We start from the raw sequence: 18,950 nt of genomic DNA, 5'->3' as shown, positions 1-18,950 counted from the left end.
GCAGACGGCCGCGTCGGGGTGGCGGCTCGAGATCCCGGGCATCATCGGTCCGGGTGCCCCTGTCCGCCGCTCGGATGATTTGGGTCACTCCGGCTGCGCGGTGAGAGGCATGTCATAGTCTGGAGCCCGTGTCGGTGAGGCGGCACCCCCCGAAGAGGGGGACGTCATGACCCGGCCTCACCTGCAGCTTTGGCCACCTCGTCGCCGGGGAGTACAGTCGAGCGCATGCAGCGCGCACTCCTCCTCGGTTGCCGCGGCGGGGTCTGAACCGACCGGCCCTCCGTCGCGGGGCCTCATGACGCGCCGGTCACTTTCCTTCCACACACGGAGAATGACCACCATGGCACCAGCAGACAGCTTCACTTCCGGCGCCAGCCGAATCGTCGAGCCCGCGGGCCCGATTCCCGCCGGACAACCCTCATGGAACCCGCAGCGCAGCTCCGCGATGCCGGTTCATCGTTATCGACAGTTCGCCGACGAGGTCGAGAAAGTGGCGGTTCCCGACCGCACTTGGCCCGACAAGGTCATCACCACCGCCCCGATGTGGTGCGCGGTCGACCTCCGCGACGGCAACCAGGCACTCATCGACCCCATGAGCCCGGCACGCAAGCGCCGCATGTTCGACCTCCTCGTACGGATGGGTTACAAGGAGATCGAGGTCGGCTTCCCGTCGGCCAGCCAGACCGATTACGACTTCGTCCGCGAGATCATCGAAGACGGCGCCATCCCCGACGACGTGACGATCCAGGTGCTGACCCAGTGTCGTGACGAACTGATCGAGCGCACCTTCGACGCCTGCCGCGGCGCGGCCAACGTGATCGTCCACTTCTACAACTCGACGTCGGTCCTGCAGCGTCGAGTCGTGTTCCGCGCGGACAAGGCGGCGATCACCAAGATCGCGACCGACGCCGCACACAAGGTCCTCGAGGTACAGCAGAACTACCCGGACACCAACTGGCGGTACGAGTACTCGCCGGAGTCCTACACGGGCACCGAGCTGAGCTTCGCCAAGGAGGTGTGCGACGCGGTCACCGAGATCATTGCCCCCACCCCGGAGCGCCCGATGATCATCAATCTGCCGGCGACCGTCGAGATGGCCACTCCCAACGTCTACGCCGACTCGATCGAGTGGATGCACCGCAATCTCGCCCGGCGCGACTCGGTCATCCTGAGCCTGCACCCCCACAACGACCGCGGAACCGCCGTCGCCGCAGCCGAACTCGGCTACCAGGCGGGCGCCGACCGTATCGAGGGCTGCCTGTTCGGCAACGGCGAGCGCACCGGCAACGTCTGTCTGGTCACCCTCGGCATGAACATGTTCAGCCGCGGCGTCGACCCGCAGATCAGCTTCTCCGACATCGACGAGATCCGCCGGACGGTCGAGTACTGCAACCAGCTCAACGTCCCCGAGCGTCATCCCTACGGCGGCGACCTGGTCTACACCGCGTTCTCGGGCAGCCACCAGGACGCGATCAACAAGGGCCTCGACCAGATGAAGGTCGACGCCGACAACGCCGACTCCGACGTCGACGACATCACCTGGGCCGTACCGTATCTGCCGATCGACCCCAAGGACGTCGGCCGCAACTACGAAGCGGTCATCCGCGTCAACAGCCAGTCCGGCAAGGGCGGCGTCGCCTACATCATGAAGGCCGACCACGGCATGAACCTGCCGCGGCGCCTGCAGATCGAGTTCAGTCGCGAGATCCAGAAGATCACCGACGGCGAGGGCGGTGAGGTCAATCCCAAGGAGATGTGGGATGTCTTCGCGGAGAACTACCTTCACCCGGTGTGGCCGCTGGAGCGGATGCGCCAGAAGGTCGACGCCGCCGAGGTCGACGGTGGCGACGACCACATCACCGCGGTGGTCAAGGTCGAGGGGAACGAGCGCGAGATCTCCGGTTCGGGCAACGGTCCGCTGGCTGCCTTCGTCGACGCGCTGGGCGCCGTGGGCTACGACGTCCGCGTCCTCGACTACAGCGAGCACGCTCTGACCGCGGGCGGCGACGCCAGCGCCGCGGCGTACGTGGAGACCGAGGTCAACGGCGAGACGGTCTGGGGTGTCGGCATCGCGTCGTCGATCACCACCGCCAGCCTGCGCGCGGTCGTCTCGGCGGTGAACCGCGCTTACCGGGTCACCTCGGTTCCGGTCGCCGACGGCGAGGCCGCCCCGGGCACCTGGGCGCCCTGACCCTCCCCCTTCGAAGACCCGATTCCGTCCCGTCGATCGCGCCGATCGGCGGGACGGAATCGTTCTGACGGGAACAAAACGGACCAGAGTTTCATTTAGAGGGCATGAAGAACATCGGTTTCCTGTCGTTCGGTCACTGGTCGGACGCCCACGGGTCCCAGGTGCGGTCCGGCGCGGACACGCTGCTGCAGTCCATCGACCTCGCGGTGGCCGCCGAGGAGCTCGGCGCCGACGGTGCGTACTTCCGCGTCCATCACTTCGCACGGCAACTCGCATCGCCGTTCCCGTTGCTCGCCGCGATCGGCGCGAAGACCAGTCGCATCGAGATCGGCACCGGGGTCATCGACATGCGCTACGAGAACCCGCTGTACATGGCCGAGGACGCCGGCGCCGCGGATCTCATCTCCGGCGGCCGGCTGCAGCTCGGGATCAGTCGTGGGTCCCCCGAGCAGGTCATCGACGGCTACAAGTACTTCGGGTACGTCCCGCCCGAGGGGTCGACCGACGCCGACATGGCGCGCCAGCACACCGAGGTGTTCCTGAAGGTGATCGAAGGCGGCGGATTCGCCACGCCGAACCCGCGCCCGATGTTCCCGAATCCCCCGGGTCTGCTGCCGATCGAGCCGCAGGCGCCCGGTCTCCGCGACCGGATCTGGTGGGGCGCCGGCTCCCGCGCCACCGCGGAATGGACCGCTGAGCAGGGTATGAACCTGATGAGTTCGACGCTGCTCACCGAGGACACGGGGGTACCCTTCCACCAGTTGCAGGCCGAGCAGATCCAGCGGTTCCGCAAGGCCTGGGCCGATGCCGGACATCCGCGCGAACCGCGAGTGTCGGTGAGCCGCAGCATCTTCGCCATTGTCGACGACCGCGACCGCGCCTACTTCGGACGTGGTGGTGCTGAATCGGATCAGGTCGGTGTCATCGACAACAGTGTGGCCCGATTCGGACGCAGCTACGCCGACGAGCCGGACAAGCTCATCGAGCAGTTGCGTGAGGACGAGGCGATCGCCGCGGCCGACACACTGCTGCTGACGGTGCCGAATCAGCTCGGCGTGGAGTACAACGCCCACGTGCTCGAGTCGATCCTGACCCACGTCGCACCCGCTCTCGGCTGGCGTTGACCACCAGGTGCTCACCGGCGGCTGACACCAGAACCCTCCGATCAGATCGGCACAGGCATCAATTTGGTCATCGGCTCACCCCCGGTACTCAATTGGCGGGCGGAGCGGTGCCGGTCTGAGCCGTCAAGTGATACCGCTCGGCGAGGGTGGCGAACGCAGCGATGAGTTCGGGAGGCTCGACGACTTCCATGGCCGTTTCGAAACGACCGAACGAGGCGGCCAGCGCCCCCCACGACCAGGATCCGATCTCCAAACTGCACCTGTTCTCGGCGATGACACGAACCGCTCCGTCTCCGGCGAAGGGAAGGACGTCCCGGGCCGGCAGGTCGAGGATGACAGTGCCTCGACACGGCCACTCATTGACGTCTTGCCCTTTGAAGCGTGCGGAAACGAACTCGTGGACGTTGCCGCCGGGGACCTCGCGCGGGGTGAAGCGAGGACCCGTCGGTGCGCGTGGCAGGACTCGGTCGACGCTGAACAGTCGCCAGTCGGCGCGGTCGAGGTCCCACCCGAGGAGGTACCAGCGCCCGTACGAGGTGGCGATGTGATGGGGCTCGACGCGCCTCGGTGGTGTCGTTGAGTCGTCTACTGGCAGGGCGCCGCGGGGCAGGTAGTCGAAGCGGAGCACCTCCTGCGCGCGGATCGTGTTGGTGAGCGTGACAAGGGTGTCGGGTGACACGTCCATCGGTGTGCTGGTGCCGGGGAGATCGCTGATCGCGGTGACATCGAGGGCGTCCAACCGGTGCCGGAGACGTGACGGCAGGACTTGGCGGATTGTCGCGAGGGCGCGGGTGGCTCCCTCCTCGATCCCTGCGCCGGAGGTAGACGCGTTGTGCAGGGCCACGGCGACAGCGATGGTCTGGTCGTCATCGAACAGCAGTGGGGGAAGGTCTTCTCCCGGTACGAGGCGGTAGCCGCCGTCGGGGCCCATGCTTGCCTGGATCGAGTACCCCATCTCGCGAAGTCGATCGATGTCGCGCCGGACGGTCCGGTCGCTGATACCCAGTCTCTCGGCGAGCAACGAGCCCGACCATTCGCGCCGAGTCTGTAGCAGCGAGAGAAGAGTCAGAAGTCGCGTTGTCGTCGTCGTCACAGTTCGAACCCTATGCCGAGTCTAGGACTGATCCCGTCCTACACGGTTGGGACTGTGGTTTCACCGGGCCACCGGAACCGCCCCGGGCCTGAGTAACCACTGCCACCGATGGCGGGAACCAACACGAGGAGCACGAATGAGCATCCAGACCACCACGCATCTGAACTTTCGTGGAGACGCCCGCGCGGCGCTCGACTTCTACCAGTCTGTCTTCGGCGGACACAGCGTCATCAACACCTACGGCGAATTCGGGTTGCCGCAGGAACTCCCGGGAGCCGACAAGGTGGTCTTCGGGCTTGTGGTCGCCGAGAACGGGTTCCGCATCATGGGTTACGACATCCCCGGCGAGCAGGGCGGCACCGTCATTGGCGGCACTTCGACACGCCGAGAGAACAACACCACTCTGACCGATCAGGCGTTGTTCGTCTCGATCAACGCAGACACCCTCGATGAGGCGCAGGTCTATTGGGACAAGCTCGGCGACAGCGCCACCATCGTCGAGCCGCTGGCGGCGTCCGAGTGGAGCGCCGGCTTCGGCATGCTCACCGACCGCTTCGGCGTCACCTGGAGCGTGGGCGTCACCACCTCCTGATCCGGCCCCTGGTCAGACCTCCGCCCGGCCGACTGGACAGTCGTTCGAGCCGGCCGCGAAGCGGGCGGGCTCACCGCCCGCCTCGCGGCGCCAGCCACACTCCACACCACATTCACGCAAAGGAGCCATTGACGCGTTCGGCAACGGATCGTCTTCGGAAGCTATCGGCTACCTGGTCGCGCAGACCCTCACTGTCGCCATCGATCCGAATATCCCGCGGCCGCTCTCTACACCTTCATCAACGCGCCTACTTTGTCGTCTGCACCGTCGTGGCGAGCAGCATCCTCGCCGTGTGGCAGTGACACGAACCAGCGAACACCAAGGAACGGGAGAATTCCGTGAAAACAGGAAGCCTCGGCCGGACCGGCATTCACGTCAGCCGCTATTGCCTCGGCACAATGATGTTCGGCCCCGCAGGCAACGCAGATCCCGACGACTGTCACCGCATCATCCGTCGCGCACTCGACGCGGGCATCAACTTTGTCGATACCGCTGACGTGTACGGCTACTCCGAGACCGAGACCATCGTCGGCAAAGCCCTCAAAGGCCGGCGCGACGACGTCGTCCTCGCAACAAAATTCAGCGGCCAGATGGGAGAGGATCCGAACAGGCGAGGAGCTTCGCGGCGGTGGATCATCACTGCCGTCGAGGAGTCATTGCGCAGGCTGCAGGTCGACCACATCGATCTCTACCAGATTCACCACTTCGACCCGGCGACGGACCTGGAAGAAACTCTGTCGGCGCTCTCCGACTTGGTCACCAGCGGCAAGGTTCGCGCCGTCGGCTCATCGAGCTTCCTTGCCTCCGACATCGTCGAAGCCCAGTGGGCCAGCGAACGACGCGGCCTCGTGCGACTCCGGACCGAGCAGCCGAGCTACTCCATCCTCTCTCGCGAGATCGAACGGGACGTCCTCCCGGTCTGCGAGCGTTACGGAATGGGGGTGATCACCTGGAGTCCCTTGGCGTGGGGCCTGCTCACCGGGAAGTACCGCGATGGTCAGAACGGGGCCGACTCGCCGAGCCGGGCTCAGTGGGGGCCGCGGCACATGACCGATCCGGACAAGTACGCCGCGGTGGAGAAACTAGCGGATGTCGCCGCGTCCGCCGGGATCTCGATGACCCACATGGCGCTGAGTTTCGTCACCACGCACCCGGCCGTCACCGCGGCCATCATCGGCCCACGGACCACCGAGCAACTCGACGATCTGTTGGCCGCCGCAGATACGGTACTCACCGACGAGGTGCTGGACCGTATTGACGAGATCGCCACGCCGGGAACCAACATCGGATGCACCGACATCGGATACACCCCTTCGTCTTTGACGGTCGCCTCGCAGCGGCGTCGCGCCGCCGCCGACCGATCATCGGCCTGATGTCGGCGAACTGGACGCCGAAGTCCGCGCGTTGCATCGGAAACCATCAGTCGCAACGCTGACAGGACGATGCCGACGGATCCGGTCGCAGACGAGGTCGTCCGTTGGCGGAATTCGGCCTCGTTTCTGCGCGGGGTGCCGAAACCGCCACATCGCGACGACTCGCTGACCTAACGTCACCGGGGTGTCCGATGCCCGAGGGACATCCCGACGAGTAGTCGAGACACACACCAAGCCCCACCGCGAACGGAGAACTCTCATGTCGGAAGTCATCGTCGTCGCCACCATCTCCCCCAAACCCGGCGAGGAACAGGCCGTGCGGGAGGCCCTGCTCGCCGCGATCCCCGAAGTCCACGGCGAGCCGGGATGCGGGAAGTACGCGTTGCACGAGGCCACCGGCGACTCGACCGACCTGGTGATGATCGAGCGCTGGGAATCCACGGAGGCCCTGGCGACGCACGGCTCCGCTCCGGCGCTCACCGCGCTCGGCAAGGCGATCGGGGGCCTGCTTTCCGGACCGCTGGACGTCCGGACCTTCACCGCCGTTCCTGCAGGTCAGCCGGACAAAGGCACCATCTGACCCACCGCGACATCTGCCCCCATCCGACCTGTCGGGTGGGGGCTTCGCGCATTTCCGCGGCCAGTGTTGTTGATTCCCCTGCCGGGCGCGTGCTAGACCGGTATAACGATCGTTAGATAAAGTACGCCGCGCGAAGCGGTGCGCTGCGCCGTGACCCGCTCCCGAGAGGAACCCTCATGCCCGAAGCCGTCATCGTCGACGTCGTCCGCCTCGCGTCCGGAAAGGGCAAGCCCGGTGGCTCGCTGTCGGAGACCAAGCCCGTCGAGCTCCTCGCGCATGTGCTGCGCTCCCTGGTCGAGCGCAACGACCTCGATCCGGCACTCGTCGACGACGTGATCGGCGGCTGCGTCGGTCAGGCCGGCGAGCAGGCCCTGAACATCTCGCGGACCGCGCTGCTGTCCGCCGGCTTCCCCGAATCCGTACCCGCCACCACCGTCGACCGGCAGTGCGGATCGAGCCAGCAGGCCGCCCACTTCGCCGCGCAGGGCATCATCGCCGGCGCCTACGACGTGGTGATCGCCGCCGGCGTGGAATCGATGAGTCGCGTCCCGATGGGCTTCACCACCGCCGGGCGCAGCCCCTACGGCCCGAGCATCGAAGCACGGTACCCGGATGGACTTGTCGGACAGGGCATCTCCGCTGAACTGGTCGCCGCCAAGTGGAAGTTCGACCGCGACACGCTCGACGCCTTCGCCGCGCAGTCCCACCAGCGTGCCGCCGCGGCGGCCGGCGAGGGCTTCTTCGATCGCGAGATCCTGCCCATCGACGTCGCTGACGCCGACGGCACGACGTTCACGCACAAGACCGACGAGACGGTGCGCGCGACCACCACTCCCGAGGGCTTGTCGGGCCTGAAGCCGTCGTTCTACAGCGAGGACTTCGCGGCTCGCTTCCCGGAGATCAACTGGCACATCACCCCCGGTAACTCGTCGCCGCTGACCGACGGCGCGTCGGGCGCACTGATCATGAGCGACGTCATGGCCTCGAAGCTGGGCCTGACCCCCCGCGCACGGTTCCACTCGTTCTCGGTCGCCGGCGACGATCCGATCTTCATGCTGACCGCTCCCATCCCGGCCACGCACAAGATCCTCGCGCGCTCGGGACTGTCCATCGACGACATCGACGCCTACGAGGTCAACGAAGCCTTCGCCTCCGTGCCCCTGGCCTGGGCCCACGAGTTCGGCGCCGACCCGGCCAAGCTGAACCCGCGGGGCGGCGCGATCGCGCTGGGCCACGCGCTCGGATCGTCGGGCACCCGCCTGCTGGGCACGCTCGTCAACCATCTCGAGGCGACCGGTGGCCGGTACGGCCTGCAGACCATGTGCGAGGGCGCGGGCATGGCCAACGCCACCATCATCGAACGTGTCTGAGCCGGCCCGGGCGGTTCCCGCCCGGAAATTCACGATCGAGACCGACGGTCTGGACTGGCGGCTGCGCGAACAGGTTCCGCTGCCGGCCACTCTCGTCGCGGCGAAACACGCGTTCTATGAACGCGGTTACCACGGCACCTCGATCCGCGACATCGCCTCGCGAGCGGGGGTGTCGCTGCCGACGCTGTACTACCACCACGACAACAAGCTGGGGATCCTGGTCGAACTGCTCGAGGCGGCGATGACCGCTGTGCTCGCGTGGGTGGGTGCGGCCATCGAGTCCGGACGGACGCCGAGCGAGCAGCTGTCCAACGCGATCGAGTCGATCGTCCTGCACATGACCAACGACGTCGAACTCGCCAGCGTGGCAAGCGAGTTCCGCCACCTCGACGTCGAGGATCCGCGACGGGAGACCTACGTCGCGATGCGGACCGAGACCGAGGAGCTGCTCGCCAGTGTCATCGAGCGTGGCGTCGAATCCGGTGAGTTCCACTTCGACGACGACGTGAAAGACGTGCTGCGCTACCTGTTCGGCGCATGCCAGGCGATCACCACCTGGTACCGCCCCTCGGGTGCCCGGACACCGGCCGAGGTCGCGGCGTCGTATGCGCTGCTCTCACTGCGCGTCGTCGGCGCGCGCGACGCCGACCAGAACGACAACTGACCGACCGACAACTCCTGAACGACGATCGAGTAGAGCAGAAAGGCAGAAGCCATGAAACGCACCATCTTCGAAGACGAGCACGAGGCCCTGCGGGAAACCGCGCGGCAGTTCCTGCAGCGCGAATGCGCCCCGTACACCGAGGAGTGGACGCGAGCCGGTCAGGTCGATCGCATCGCATTCAAGAAGGCCGGTGACGCAGGTCTTCTCGGATTCAACATCCCCGAGGAGTACGGCGGCGGCGGTGCCATGGACGACTTCCGGTTCAACGCCGTGGTGGTCGAGGAGTTCGCGAAGTTCGACGGCGCGGCACCCGGCCTCAGCCTGCAGAACGACGTCGTCGCACCGTACTTCGTGCATCTCGCCAACGACGAGCAGAAGAAGCGCTGGATGCCCGGGATCGCCACCGGCGAGACGATCCTCGCCGTCGCGATGACCGAGCCGGGCGCGGGCTCCGACCTGGCGGGCATCAAGACCTCGGCCAAGCTCGAGGGCGATCACTATGTCCTGAACGGCAACAAGACGTTCATCTCGTCGGGCATCAACTCCGACCTCGTGGTCGTGGTCTGCCGGACCAACCCCGATCCCGAGGCGGGCCACAAGGCGTTCTCGCTGCTCGTCGTCGAGCGCGGCATGGAGGGCTTCGAGCGCGGTCGCAAGCTCGACAAGATGGGCCTCAAGGCCCAGGACACCGCCGAGCTGCACTTCAACGACGTGCGCGTCCCGGTCGAGAACCTGCTCGGCCAGGAGGGCATGGGCTTCTACCACCTCATGCAGAACCTGCCGTCGGAGCGGCTGTCGATCGGCATCGGCGCCATCGCCGGTGCACGTGCGATCTTCGACGAGACCCTGCAGTACACCAAGGACCGCAAGGCCTTCGGTCGTCCGATCGGCACCTTCCAGGCGAACCGCTTCAGTCTCGCCGAGATGGCGACCGAGCTCGACATCGCCGAGGTCTACATCGACCGCTGCCTGCAGGGCGTACTCGATGGTGAACTGAACGCCGTCGACGCCTCGAAGAACAAGTGGTGGTGTACCGAGCTCGCCAAGCGGGTCATCGACAGCTGCCTCCAGCTGCACGGCGGCTACGGCTACATGAACGAGTACCGGGTTGCCCGCGCCTACACCGACGCTCGTATCCAGACGATCTTCGGTGGCACCACCGAGATCATGAAGGACATCGTCGGCAAGAGCCTCGGCGTCTGAGATCGTCGCACTCACCGACAGCCCGGGGTCCCCACCCCGGGCTGTCGGTGTCTGCGGACCCGCGCCGGTGGGTACCGGGGGTCAGCCCTGGTCGACCCCGACCGCGCGCAGATGGTCGACGACCTGCTGCACGGCGGACCGCGAACGCGGACGGGCGAGCGCCTCGTACACCCGTGCGGCACGAACTCCCTTGAGCACCAGCCGTTTCACCTTCGGATGGCGGACCGCGAAGCGCGGCATCAGCGCGATGCCGTGGCCGTGGGCCACGAGCGCCTCGATGGTGGTGAAGTCCAGCATCCGCTGTGTCACCCGGGGCGCCACCCCGGTCGCCGCCGAGATCGATTGCAGCACATCGTCGACCGGGAAGCCGCCCTCGACGCTGATCCAGTCGTGGTCGGCGAGTTCGGCGACCGCGACCTGGTCGCGCACGGCGAGTTCGCTGCCGGCGGCGACGATCACGTCGACGGGTTCACGCATCAACTCGGTGACGCGGACCCGCGGGATGTTGATCGCCGGGGTCCGTTCGTCGCGGTGGGTGACCACGACGTCGTGATCGGCGAGAGCCGGTGCCGCGTCGTGGTATCCGACGTCGAGGTGGACCGCGTGTACGTCGATGCCCGATGCGGTGGCCCGCTCCAGGACCGCCGGCAGCAGCAGGGTCGCACCGGACGGGAACATCGCCAGGCGGACCCGGGTCTTGCCCGACCGATACGACGACATCTCCTCCTGCGCCCGATCCACCGCCGCGATCACGTCATCGGCGCGCAGTACGAGCGCACGCCCCGCCTCGGTCAATCGGATTCGGCGGCCATCGGGTTCGAACAACGCGACACCGGCCTCCTCTGCCAGGACCTTCAGCTGTTGCGACACCGCCGACGGGGTCATGTGCATCGCCTCGGCGACCGCGCCGATCGACTCCCGGTCGGCGAATTCCCGCAGCAGCCGCAGACGCCGGACTTCCATGCGACAACGGTACTCAGGCCCACGTCGTCGTCAGGCGGTGCCGTGGGTCACGGCATGACCCTCGGGGTGGAATGTCCGAGCGGTCCGATCCGTTGGTGGGGGCATGGCATCACAAGACATCACCCTGGAAACCTTCGAGGACACCATCGCCTCGGACGGCATCGTCCTCCTCGACTTCTGGGCCGGCTGGTGCGGCCCGTGCCGGCAGTTCGCGCCCGTCTTCGAGAAGGCCTCCGAAGCACACTCCGACATCGTGTTCGGCAAGATCGACACCGAGGCCGAGCAGCAGCTCGCCGGCAGTCTCGGAATCCGTTCCATCCCGACGCTCATGGCATTCCGGGACGGGATCCTGGTCTTCAACCAGCCCGGTGCACTACCTGCGGCTCAGCTCGAGGAACTGATCGGCGCCGTCGAGGGGCTCGACATGGATGACGTGCGGGCGAAGGTCGCCGCGGCACAGGGATAACTGTTCAGGAAAACTGAATAGTTATTCCGGTTAAATTCGATTGTCCTTCACATCGTCCACGCCGACGATGGGGCCATGTCCACTCGTGATCGCCTCCTCGCGTTGTTCGTCGTCCTGCTCTGGGGACTGAACTTCATCGCGATCCGAGTCGGGCTGGACCACTTCCCGCCGTTCTTCCTCGCCGCGATGCGATTCGCGGTGATGGCGATACCGGTCATGTTGTTCGTGCGGTTCCCGAAGGTGCGCCTGAAGTGGTTCCTGCTGTACGTCGCCGGCTTCGGCAGCGTGCAGTTCATCATGCTGTTCCTGGCCATGGATCTGGGCATGCCGACCGGGCTCGCCTCGCTGGTCCTCCAGACCTCGGCGCCCTTCACGGTCATGCTCGGCGTGCTGTTCCTCCGCGAACGGATGACGACCGGACAGATCCTCGGCCTGGCGGTCGCGGTCCTCGGCATGGCGGTCATCGCGATCGACCGGATGCGCGGCAGCGACCTCGGCGTGGCCGCTCTGCTCCCGATCGGTCTCACCGTGCTCGGTGGTCTGAGCTGGGCAGCGGGCAACATCGGGGGCAGACTCGCCCGTCCCGACGACTCCTTGCGGATGACGTTGTGGATGGCCGTCGTCGCCACTCTGCCGCTGTATGCGGTGAGCCTCATCGTCGAGGGACCGTCCGCCGGCTTCGACGCGCTCGCCACGCTCGGTACCGAGAGCGGACTGCGTGCGCTGGGCGGACTCGCCTACCTCGCGATCTTCGGCACCGTCATCGGTGCGGGTCTGTGGACCACCCTTCTGGGACGCAACGACGCGAGCCGGGTCTCGCCGATGTCGCTGCTCGTGCCCGTGGTTGGGATCTCGGCAGCATTCTTCGTTCTCGGCGAAGTCCCCAGCGTCGGGGAGATCGTCGGTGCGGTCATCGTCGTCGCGGGGTGCGCTGCCGGGGTGATGGCCCGGCCGCGAACCCGTAGGCGCCCGACCGTTCCAGGTGCCACGCAGACGCCGGCCGATTCCGTGTCGGCGGTGACGGGCGCTCGGGAGGGCGCCCGGAACACCGGTGCGCTCAGGCGGCTGAGCTGGACCCGGCCGACGGAAGGGCCTCGCGCACCACCGCGCACAGACGGTCGACCGCGGCCCGGGCCCCCGGACTGATCAAGGTCATGTTGACGAACCCGTGGATCATCGCGCCCTCTCGCCGGACCGTGACCGGCACGCCGGCCTCCTCGAGCCTGCGCGCGTACGCGAGGCCCTCGTCACGCAGCGGGTCGAAGCCGGCGACCATGACATGCGCGGGCGGGAGACCGCTGAGATCGTCGGCAAGCAGTGGCGAGCAGCGCGGGTCGCTCCGCTGCGCGGCGTCGGGCAGGTAGCGATCGGTGAACCAGTCGATGCCGTCGGCGGTGAGGAAGTACCCCGACGCGAACTCCCGGCGCGAGGGTGTGTCGGCGGCCTGGTCGGTCACCGGGTAGATGAGCAGCTGGAAAGCCGGGGTGACCGCTTCGCCACGGACCTCCCGGGCGACGACGGTCGCGAGATTTCCGCCCGCGCTGTCACCGGCGACGACGATCCGCGCCGGATCGAGACCCCACCGCGGCGCCACCTCGACAGCGAAGCGCCACGCCGCCACCGCGTCCTCGACGGCCGCGGGGAACGGGGCGTCGGGGGCCAACCGGTAGTCGACGGAGAGCACGTCGAGGCCGGTGCCATGTGCCAGACGCCGGACGAAGGTGTCGTGGCTGATCCGGCTGCCGGTGACGAAGCCGCCGCCGTGGAAGTAGACAAGCAGCCCGGCCGAGTCGGTGGTGGAGCGATACCGGGTGGCCGGGATCGGGCCGGCGGGTCCGTCGATGACGAGGTCCTCTTCCACCGCCATGGGCGGCAGCGCCTCGGCCATGGCCGCGCCGACCTCGTCGGTCTGCGCACGCGACTGCGCCACCTCGCCCTGGAAGGGATTCAGCCCGGGCACGTTGTCATTGGCCCAGCCGATCGCGGCAAGCTCGGGGGCGACCCGCTCACCGTCGGAGTTGACCGGTGCCCGTCGCCCCAGAACGGCCAACGCTCCGGCCGGGATTCGTGCGACGCCGAGCAACAGTCCGCGTTGCACTCGGGCGGGCAGGGACAGGCGCAGATGGGTGTCGCGACTCACAGCCGCCGAGCCTACGCGGCGTCGGCGCACGGCACGACCACTCCCGTCGGATCGGCCTGTGACACACTCGTGCGCATGCCCGACCGACTCTCTTCCGCCGGTTCCGCAACCCGTACGAACACCCGTGTTCCCGCCCGTACCGCCATCGCCCTGGGTGCTGCGGCCGCGGCCCGGTGGGCGTCGCGCACCGCGGGACGGGGCAAGGGGTCGATGATCGGCGGTCTGGTCGCCGCGAAGATCGACCCCCAGATCATGGGTCGGCTCGCCGCGGGCAAACGCACCGCGATCGTCACCGGCACCAACGGAAAGTCGACGACCACACGGATGACCGCGGCCGCGATGGCCGAACTCGGCGAGGTCGCCACCCAGGCCGACGGCGCCAACATGGACGCCGGCATCATCGCGACGCTGACCCTGAGCCGGACGGCGCCGTTCTGCGCGCTCGAGGTCGACGAACTGCACGTCCCGCACGTCAGCGACGCCGTCGACCCCGAGGTCCTCGTGATGCTCAACCTCTCCCGGGATCAGCTCGACCGAGTCGGGGAGATCAACATGATCGAGCGTCGGCTGCGTGAAGGCATCGCACGTCATCCCGAGACCACGGTGATCGCCAACTGCGACGACGTCCTGGTGACGTCGGCCGCCTTCGACGCCCCGGACGTGGTCTGGGTCGCCGCCGGCGCGAGCTGGGTCGGCGATTCCGTCAGCTGCCCCCGTACCGGCGAGCCGATCGTCCGTTCCGAGGAGGGGTGGCGGTCGACCGGCGACGACAACTTCCGCCGCCCCACCCCCGACTGGTGGTTCGACGACGAGAACATCTACGGCCCCGACGGTTTCAGCGCTCCCCTGGAGCTCGCGGTGCCCGGCAGGGCCAACCGCGGCAACGCGACGCAGGCGGTGGCCGCGGCCGTCGCGATGGGCGCCGACCCGCGCAACGCGGTGGCCGCCGTCGGCACCGTCGGCGAGGTCGCCGGCCGGTACGGCATCCACCAGGTCGGAAACCACTCGGTCCGAACACTTCTCGCGAAGAACCCGGCCGGGTGGCAAGAAGCGATGTCGATGATCGACCAGGACGCCGACGGGCTGGTGATCGCGGTCAACGGCCAGGTGCCCGACGGCGAGGACCTGTCCTGGTTGTGGGACGTGCGCTTCGAGGCGTTCGAGACCATGCAGGTCGTCGCGGCCGGCGAGCGCGCCGCCGACCTGTCGGTCCGGCTGCTCTACGCGGGCGCCGAACACACCACCATCCCGGACCCAATGGCCGCCATCGCATCCTGCCCGCCGGGACGCGTCGAGGTCCTGGCGAACTACACGGCGTTCCGCGATCTCGGCACCGCCCTGGAACGCGCAGCACGATCACGGAAGGCGGAGCAGTGAGCGAATCGACCCTGCGGATCGGCCTCGTCCTGCCCGACGTCATGGGTACCTACGGGGACGGTGGGAACGCCCTCGTCCTGAAGCGCCGCGCACTGATGCGTGGCATCGACGCCGAGGTCATCCACATCACCCTCGACGATCCGGTCCCCGACTCGCTCGACGTCTACACCCTCGGTGGCGCCGAGGATTACGCGCAGCGGCTCGCCACCCGGCACCTCACGCGCTACCCGGGTCTGCAGCAGGCGGCGGCGGCCGGACGGCCGGTGCTGGCCATCTGCGCCGCCATCCAGGTGCTCGGCCACTGGTACGAGACATCGGCGGGCGAACGCGTCGACGGCATCTCCCTGTTCGATCTCACGACGGCGCCCCAGGCGGAGCGGAGTATCGGCGAATTGCTCGTCGATCCGACCCTCCCAGGACTGTCACAGTCCCTCACCGGTTTCGAGAACCACCGCGGCGGAACGACTCTCGGGTCCGACGCGGCCCCACTGGGTCGGGTACGGCACGGCGTGGGCAACGGCGTCGGCGACGGCACCGAGGGCGTCGTCCAGGGCAGCGTCATCGGCACCTACATGCACGGTCCGGCACTGGCCCGCAACCCCGAACTCGCCGATCACCTCCTGGCCACCGCGCTCGGCGTCGAAACGCTTGCACCGCTTGACCTTCCCGAGGTAGACCGGCTCCGCCGGGAGCGGCTCACCGCCGGCCGGCGTCGGTAGGGACTTGGACCGCACTGATGGCGACGCACCCCTCCGCTCCCTGAGGTGCGAGGAGCGATAGCGACGAGCCTCGAAGGGCCTCACCCGCTCTCGATCCCCGCCGACCGTGCCGCGGCGGTGAGCACGTCGACGACCATCTCGACCGTCAGCCGTCCGGTGAAGGTGTTCTGCTGGCTCACGTGGTAGCAGCCGAACACCTCGAGTTCGGTACCGTCGCGGACGAGGGTCGTGGAGACACCGTGGCCGAATTTCGGCATCGGCTTCGGCACCGTCCAGCCGAGTTTCGCGAAGGTGCGAAGCGTTGACTGCCAACCGAATCCGCCCAGCGTGACCACCGAGCGGACCGTCGGCGCGAGCAGTTCCAGTTCGGCGTGCAACCAGTACGAACAGGTGTCGCGTTCGGCGACCGTCGGCTTGTTCTGCGGTGGGGCGCAGTGCACGGGCGCGGTGATCCGTGTGTCGAAGAGTTCCAGCCCGTCGCCGATCGCGACCGAATGCGGCTGGCTCGCAAGGCCGGCGAGGTACAGCGCCGAGAACAGGACATCGCCGCTGCGGTCACCCGTGAACATGCGCCCGGTCCGATTCCCACCGTGCGCCGCGGGGGCGAGGCCGACGATCAGCAGTCGCGCATCCGCCGGACCGATACCGGCCACCGGCCTCCCCCAGTACTTTTCGTCGGCGTACGCGCGTCGCTTCTCCTGCGCGACCAACTCCCGCCATTCGACGAGGCGCGGGCATGCACGGCACTCGATCAGCTGCGCGTCGAGCTCCGCCAGATCACAAAAGCGTCGTCGGGTGGCCATCCCTCGACACTAACCGCGGCGTCCGCTCGGCATCCCGGCCGGCCGACGGGACCGTCAGTCCGAGACCGCTCAGTCCAGTACGACGCACCGTTCTCGCGTGCGATCCACGCCGAACCAGCCGCGCTCGAACTCCTGCCACGCCTGAAGATGACCTCGCGCGTCCTCGCCGTCGCGGGCGACCGTCCGCTCGAGCCGTTCGCCCGGGGTCCCGCCGTCGAGCCACAGCGCGTGGGACAGGCGGTCGGCGATCCGGCGCCGCGCCGAGGACACCCCTTCGATGATCAGCAGCGGCTGCCACTCGATCCACACGCGGGGCCCGGGGGCCGGGACGCCGTTCTGCCACACGCGGGGCCGGTACCGGTAGTCGCGTCGTCGGGTGAACGGGTGCAGCACATCGGTTTCCAGCTCCGGCCACCACGCGACGGGATCGTCCCACGTCGCGAAGTCGTCGGTGCGGACCAGAGTCACCCCGACTCCCCGAGCGCGCAGGTCCGCGACCAGGAGATCGGCGATCGTCGACTTGCCCGCTCCGGACGGTCCGTCGATCGCGACGATCCCGGCGTCGAGGCGAGCGGCCAGTTCGGTCACACGGGCGCGGGTCTGCAGGTTCACCAGATCAGGATGGGTCACCGACCGGCCGCCCCGGACGCGAACGCCGAGGGCAACCGGGTGAGCGGAGCCGTGATCGGTGCTTCGGGGACACGCTGCACCGAGGTCCGGCCGTCGCGGAGGTACTCGACGATGGCGTCGTCGAGCGGCTTGTTGGCGCGACCGAGCTGCGCGTGGTCGCCACCACCGACCGTGATGAGGTGGCTGCGCATGAGTTCACGCATCTTCAGCGACCCGCGATACGGGGTCTGCGGGTCGCCGACGCTCTGGATCTGCAGGGGCGCCACCGCCAGCCCGCGGTTGCGGATCTCGACCGGCCGCGCGAGCGCCGGCGCTCCGGCACACGCGAGGCCGGACTCGTAGGCGAGACCTGGCGCTTCGAAAGGATCCCCGGTCACGTAGTTCGCGACGAACGCCTGGAAGCCGAGCGACGGTTGGGCGGGGACCTGGTTCTCGTTGCACAGCACCGCGGCCTGCATGTCCTGCGAGACCTGGGCGGCCTCGATCGCGGCGGGGCCCGGGGTGGGCAGCTTCCGGCCGGGGTTCGCGGTCATCAGCGCCACTGTCGGCCAGGAGTTGCGATCAGGCGCGAGCGCGCGGGTGAGCACCAGTAGCTGCGACGTCAGCTGGAGCGACCCGGGCCGGAGCAAGGTGAACACCAGGTTCTCGAACCTGGCACGCGCGTCGGCGGTCAGATCGGTTCCCGCGATGTACTGCTGCGCGACCGCCCGCAGGCCTGGCGGCACGTCCCCGACCTGCGCGGGAGGTGCCAGCAGCGATGGCGGCACACCGGCCTCGGCACTGACCCGGTCGCTCCACTTCCGGTACACGGCGAGTGGCGTCGTGCCGAGATGATAGATCCGGTCGTGGCGCGCGATCCACGCCATCATCTCGTGCACCCGCGCCTTGTAGCCGGGTGTCTGCACGGAGAGAAGGCTGTTCCACACCACGCTCGGGTCGAAGCCGGAGTCGAGGACCATCCGGTCGACGCGCTGCGGGAACAGTGTCGCGTACGTCGACATCAGCAGGGTGCCGTACGAGATGCCGTAGAGGCTGACCTTCGGTTCGCCGAGCAGCCGCCGGACGACCTCCATGTCGCGGGCGGTGTTCTCGGTGGTGAGCGTCGCCCCGAGGCCCGGCGTACGCGCCTCGCAGCGATCGCGATACAGCTTGCCCAGCGCCGTCATCAGTTCGGGCTCGTCGCCGGTGATCGGATCGCAGCGCAGCGGTGTGCCCGACACCAGACCACGCGGCTGCACGGCCACCAGATCCCATTCGTCGAGCATGGCCGCCGGCGGGCGCAGCTGACTGAACATCGCGATGCCGTCGCCGCCCGGGCCGCCCGGGTTGCCCATCACGACACCGCGACGCCGGGATTGGTCGCGCGCCTGCATACGGCTCACGCCGATCTCGATGGTCTCGCCGTTCGGCTCGGAGTGGTCGAGCGGAACTTCGACCGTCGCGCACCGGACCGTCGCCGGTACGCCGTGCACCGCGGGGCATGCCTGCCAATCGAGCGCCGGCGCAGCGGATGCTTCGGGCGGCTGCACGCCTTGTACGGCACCCACCAGGCCGCCCGCGACCACCACCGTCAGGCCTGCTGCAACACCCCGGACACGACGACGCCACCCAGTACGCGAGATCACCACATGACCCTAGCCGTCCGGTTTGCCGGGTACGACG

Annotated in this window: 18 protein-coding genes; 12 read left to right on the top strand and 6 right to left on the bottom strand. The window is 68.0% G+C overall.

Going from position 1 to position 18,950, the window contains the following annotated elements:
• The first annotated feature begins 340 nt into the window (after positions 1 to 340).
• Both leuA and M4D77_RS00200 read left to right on the top strand, forming a co-directional pair.
• Positions 341 to 2,191, top strand: a complete 1,851-nt coding sequence (leuA, locus tag M4D77_RS00205; protein ID WP_137808662.1) for a 2-isopropylmalate synthase — start codon at positions 341 to 343, stop codon at positions 2,189 to 2,191.
• Positions 2,192 to 2,295: 104 nt separating this feature from the next.
• Complete coding sequence (locus M4D77_RS00200) at positions 2,296 to 3,315, top strand: LLM class flavin-dependent oxidoreductase (RefSeq protein ID WP_159369912.1); 1,020 nt, start codon at positions 2,296 to 2,298, stop codon at positions 3,313 to 3,315.
• An 88-nt stretch (positions 3,316 to 3,403) separates the two neighbouring features.
• Here the strand turns inward: M4D77_RS00200 and M4D77_RS00195 are convergent, their stop codons facing one another.
• The gene (locus tag M4D77_RS00195) at positions 3,404 to 4,408 is read right to left on the bottom strand and encodes a YafY family protein (RefSeq protein ID WP_259935288.1); all 1,005 of its coding nucleotides are present in this window, start codon (positions 4,406 to 4,408) and stop codon (positions 3,404 to 3,406) included.
• 136 nt (positions 4,409 to 4,544) lie between these two features.
• On the opposite strand from M4D77_RS00195, the gene M4D77_RS00190 reads away from it, so the two are divergent.
• From M4D77_RS00190 to M4D77_RS00165, 6 genes are all read left to right on the top strand, one after another.
• Positions 4,545 to 5,000: a VOC family protein gene (locus tag M4D77_RS00190; RefSeq protein WP_165630725.1), complete on the top strand. Its 456-nt coding sequence runs from the start codon at positions 4,545 to 4,547 to the stop codon at positions 4,998 to 5,000.
• Positions 5,001 to 5,338: 338 nt separating this feature from the next.
• A complete protein-coding gene (locus M4D77_RS00185) occupies positions 5,339 to 6,373 on the top strand; it encodes an aldo/keto reductase (RefSeq protein ID WP_159369909.1) in 1,035 nt (344 codons plus the stop codon).
• A gap of 259 nt (positions 6,374 to 6,632) precedes the next feature.
• Positions 6,633 to 6,953 (top strand): putative quinol monooxygenase, encoded by a 321-nt coding sequence (locus M4D77_RS00180; RefSeq protein WP_159369908.1) that lies wholly within the window; start codon positions 6,633 to 6,635, stop codon positions 6,951 to 6,953.
• A gap of 176 nt (positions 6,954 to 7,129) precedes the next feature.
• Positions 7,130 to 8,323, top strand: a complete 1,194-nt coding sequence (locus M4D77_RS00175) for an acetyl-CoA C-acyltransferase (RefSeq protein ID WP_068972280.1) — start codon at positions 7,130 to 7,132, stop codon at positions 8,321 to 8,323.
• Entirely contained in the window at positions 8,316 to 8,987 is a 672-nt protein-coding gene (locus M4D77_RS00170) for a TetR/AcrR family transcriptional regulator (RefSeq protein ID WP_058251056.1), read from the top strand. Before M4D77_RS00175 ends, M4D77_RS00170 begins: the two co-directional genes overlap by 8 nt.
• Before the next feature lie 51 nt (positions 8,988 to 9,038).
• On the top strand, positions 9,039 to 10,190 hold the full coding sequence (locus tag M4D77_RS00165; RefSeq protein ID WP_058251055.1) for an acyl-CoA dehydrogenase family protein: 1,152 nt from the start codon (positions 9,039 to 9,041) through the stop codon (positions 10,188 to 10,190).
• 81 nt (positions 10,191 to 10,271) lie between these two features.
• On the opposite strand, the gene M4D77_RS00160 is transcribed toward M4D77_RS00165, so the two are convergent.
• Positions 10,272 to 11,153 (bottom strand): LysR family transcriptional regulator, encoded by an 882-nt coding sequence (locus M4D77_RS00160; protein ID WP_259935287.1) that lies wholly within the window; start codon positions 11,151 to 11,153, stop codon positions 10,272 to 10,274.
• 103 nt (positions 11,154 to 11,256) lie between these two features.
• Here M4D77_RS00160 and trxA point away from each other — a divergent pair, with 103 nt between their 5' ends.
• Positions 11,257 to 11,619 (top strand): thioredoxin, encoded by a 363-nt coding sequence (gene trxA / locus M4D77_RS00155; RefSeq protein WP_159369906.1) that lies wholly within the window; start codon positions 11,257 to 11,259, stop codon positions 11,617 to 11,619.
• 75 nt (positions 11,620 to 11,694) lie between these two features.
• Positions 11,695 to 12,765 carry an EamA family transporter gene (locus tag M4D77_RS00150; protein ID WP_259935286.1) on the top strand — a complete coding sequence of 357 codons (1,071 nt, stop codon included), beginning with the start codon at positions 11,695 to 11,697 and terminating at the stop codon, positions 12,763 to 12,765.
• On the opposite strand, the gene M4D77_RS00145 is transcribed toward M4D77_RS00150, so the two are convergent.
• The gene (locus tag M4D77_RS00145; RefSeq protein ID WP_259935285.1) at positions 12,677 to 13,759 is read right to left on the bottom strand and encodes an alpha/beta hydrolase; all 1,083 of its coding nucleotides are present in this window, start codon (positions 13,757 to 13,759) and stop codon (positions 12,677 to 12,679) included. The genes M4D77_RS00150 and M4D77_RS00145 overlap by 89 nt on opposite strands.
• A gap of 75 nt (positions 13,760 to 13,834) precedes the next feature.
• Here M4D77_RS00145 and M4D77_RS00140 point away from each other — a divergent pair, with 75 nt between their 5' ends.
• Positions 13,835 to 15,136, top strand: a complete 1,302-nt coding sequence (locus tag M4D77_RS00140; protein ID WP_259935284.1) for a MurT ligase domain-containing protein — start codon at positions 13,835 to 13,837, stop codon at positions 15,134 to 15,136.
• Positions 15,133 to 15,855, top strand: a complete 723-nt coding sequence (locus M4D77_RS00135) for a type 1 glutamine amidotransferase (RefSeq protein WP_247451078.1) — start codon at positions 15,133 to 15,135, stop codon at positions 15,853 to 15,855. Before M4D77_RS00140 ends, M4D77_RS00135 begins: the two co-directional genes overlap by 4 nt.
• An 80-nt stretch (positions 15,856 to 15,935) precedes the next feature.
• Here M4D77_RS00135 and M4D77_RS00130 read toward each other — a convergent pair whose 3' ends face one another.
• From M4D77_RS00130 to M4D77_RS00120, 3 genes are all read right to left on the bottom strand, one after another.
• Positions 15,936 to 16,658 (bottom strand): uracil-DNA glycosylase, encoded by a 723-nt coding sequence (locus M4D77_RS00130; RefSeq protein ID WP_247451076.1) that lies wholly within the window; start codon positions 16,656 to 16,658, stop codon positions 15,936 to 15,938.
• A gap of 69 nt (positions 16,659 to 16,727) precedes the next feature.
• Positions 16,728 to 17,270, bottom strand: coding sequence for a uridine kinase (locus M4D77_RS00125; protein WP_137808671.1), 543 nt, complete (start codon positions 17,268 to 17,270; stop codon positions 16,728 to 16,730).
• A 14-nt stretch (positions 17,271 to 17,284) separates the two neighbouring features.
• Positions 17,285 to 18,916 (bottom strand): alpha/beta fold hydrolase, encoded by a 1,632-nt coding sequence (locus M4D77_RS00120; RefSeq protein WP_259935283.1) that lies wholly within the window; start codon positions 18,914 to 18,916, stop codon positions 17,285 to 17,287.
• Positions 18,917 to 18,950 lie beyond the last annotated feature (34 nt).

This window comes from Gordonia sp. p3-SID1431 (assembly GCF_025143765.1).
Taxonomy (GTDB): Bacteria; Actinomycetota; Actinomycetes; order Mycobacteriales; family Mycobacteriaceae; genus Gordonia; species Gordonia hongkongensis.
Note: the sequence above shows the minus strand (reverse complement) of the source record. Positions and strands in the feature narration are given on the sequence as shown.

Coding starts and splice junctions, on each gene's coding strand:
- leuA (WP_137808662.1), top strand. CDS start 341: ATGGCACCAGCAGACAGCTTCACTTCCGGCGCCAGCCGAATCGTCGAG.
- M4D77_RS00200 (WP_159369912.1), top strand. CDS start 2,296: ATGAAGAACATCGGTTTCCTGTCGTTCGGTCACTGGTCGGACGCCCAC.
- M4D77_RS00190 (WP_165630725.1), top strand. CDS start 4,545: ATGAGCATCCAGACCACCACGCATCTGAACTTTCGTGGAGACGCCCGC.
- M4D77_RS00180 (WP_159369908.1), top strand. CDS start 6,633: ATGTCGGAAGTCATCGTCGTCGCCACCATCTCCCCCAAACCCGGCGAG.
- M4D77_RS00175 (WP_068972280.1), top strand. CDS start 7,130: ATGCCCGAAGCCGTCATCGTCGACGTCGTCCGCCTCGCGTCCGGAAAG.
- M4D77_RS00165 (WP_058251055.1), top strand. CDS start 9,039: ATGAAACGCACCATCTTCGAAGACGAGCACGAGGCCCTGCGGGAAACC.
- M4D77_RS00160 (WP_259935287.1), bottom strand. CDS start 11,153: ATGGAAGTCCGGCGTCTGCGGCTGCTGCGGGAATTCGCCGACCGGGAG.
- trxA (WP_159369906.1), top strand. CDS start 11,257: ATGGCATCACAAGACATCACCCTGGAAACCTTCGAGGACACCATCGCC.
- M4D77_RS00150 (WP_259935286.1), top strand. CDS start 11,695: ATGTCCACTCGTGATCGCCTCCTCGCGTTGTTCGTCGTCCTGCTCTGG.
- M4D77_RS00140 (WP_259935284.1), top strand. CDS start 13,835: ATGCCCGACCGACTCTCTTCCGCCGGTTCCGCAACCCGTACGAACACC.
- M4D77_RS00130 (WP_247451076.1), bottom strand. CDS start 16,658: ATGGCCACCCGACGACGCTTTTGTGATCTGGCGGAGCTCGACGCGCAG.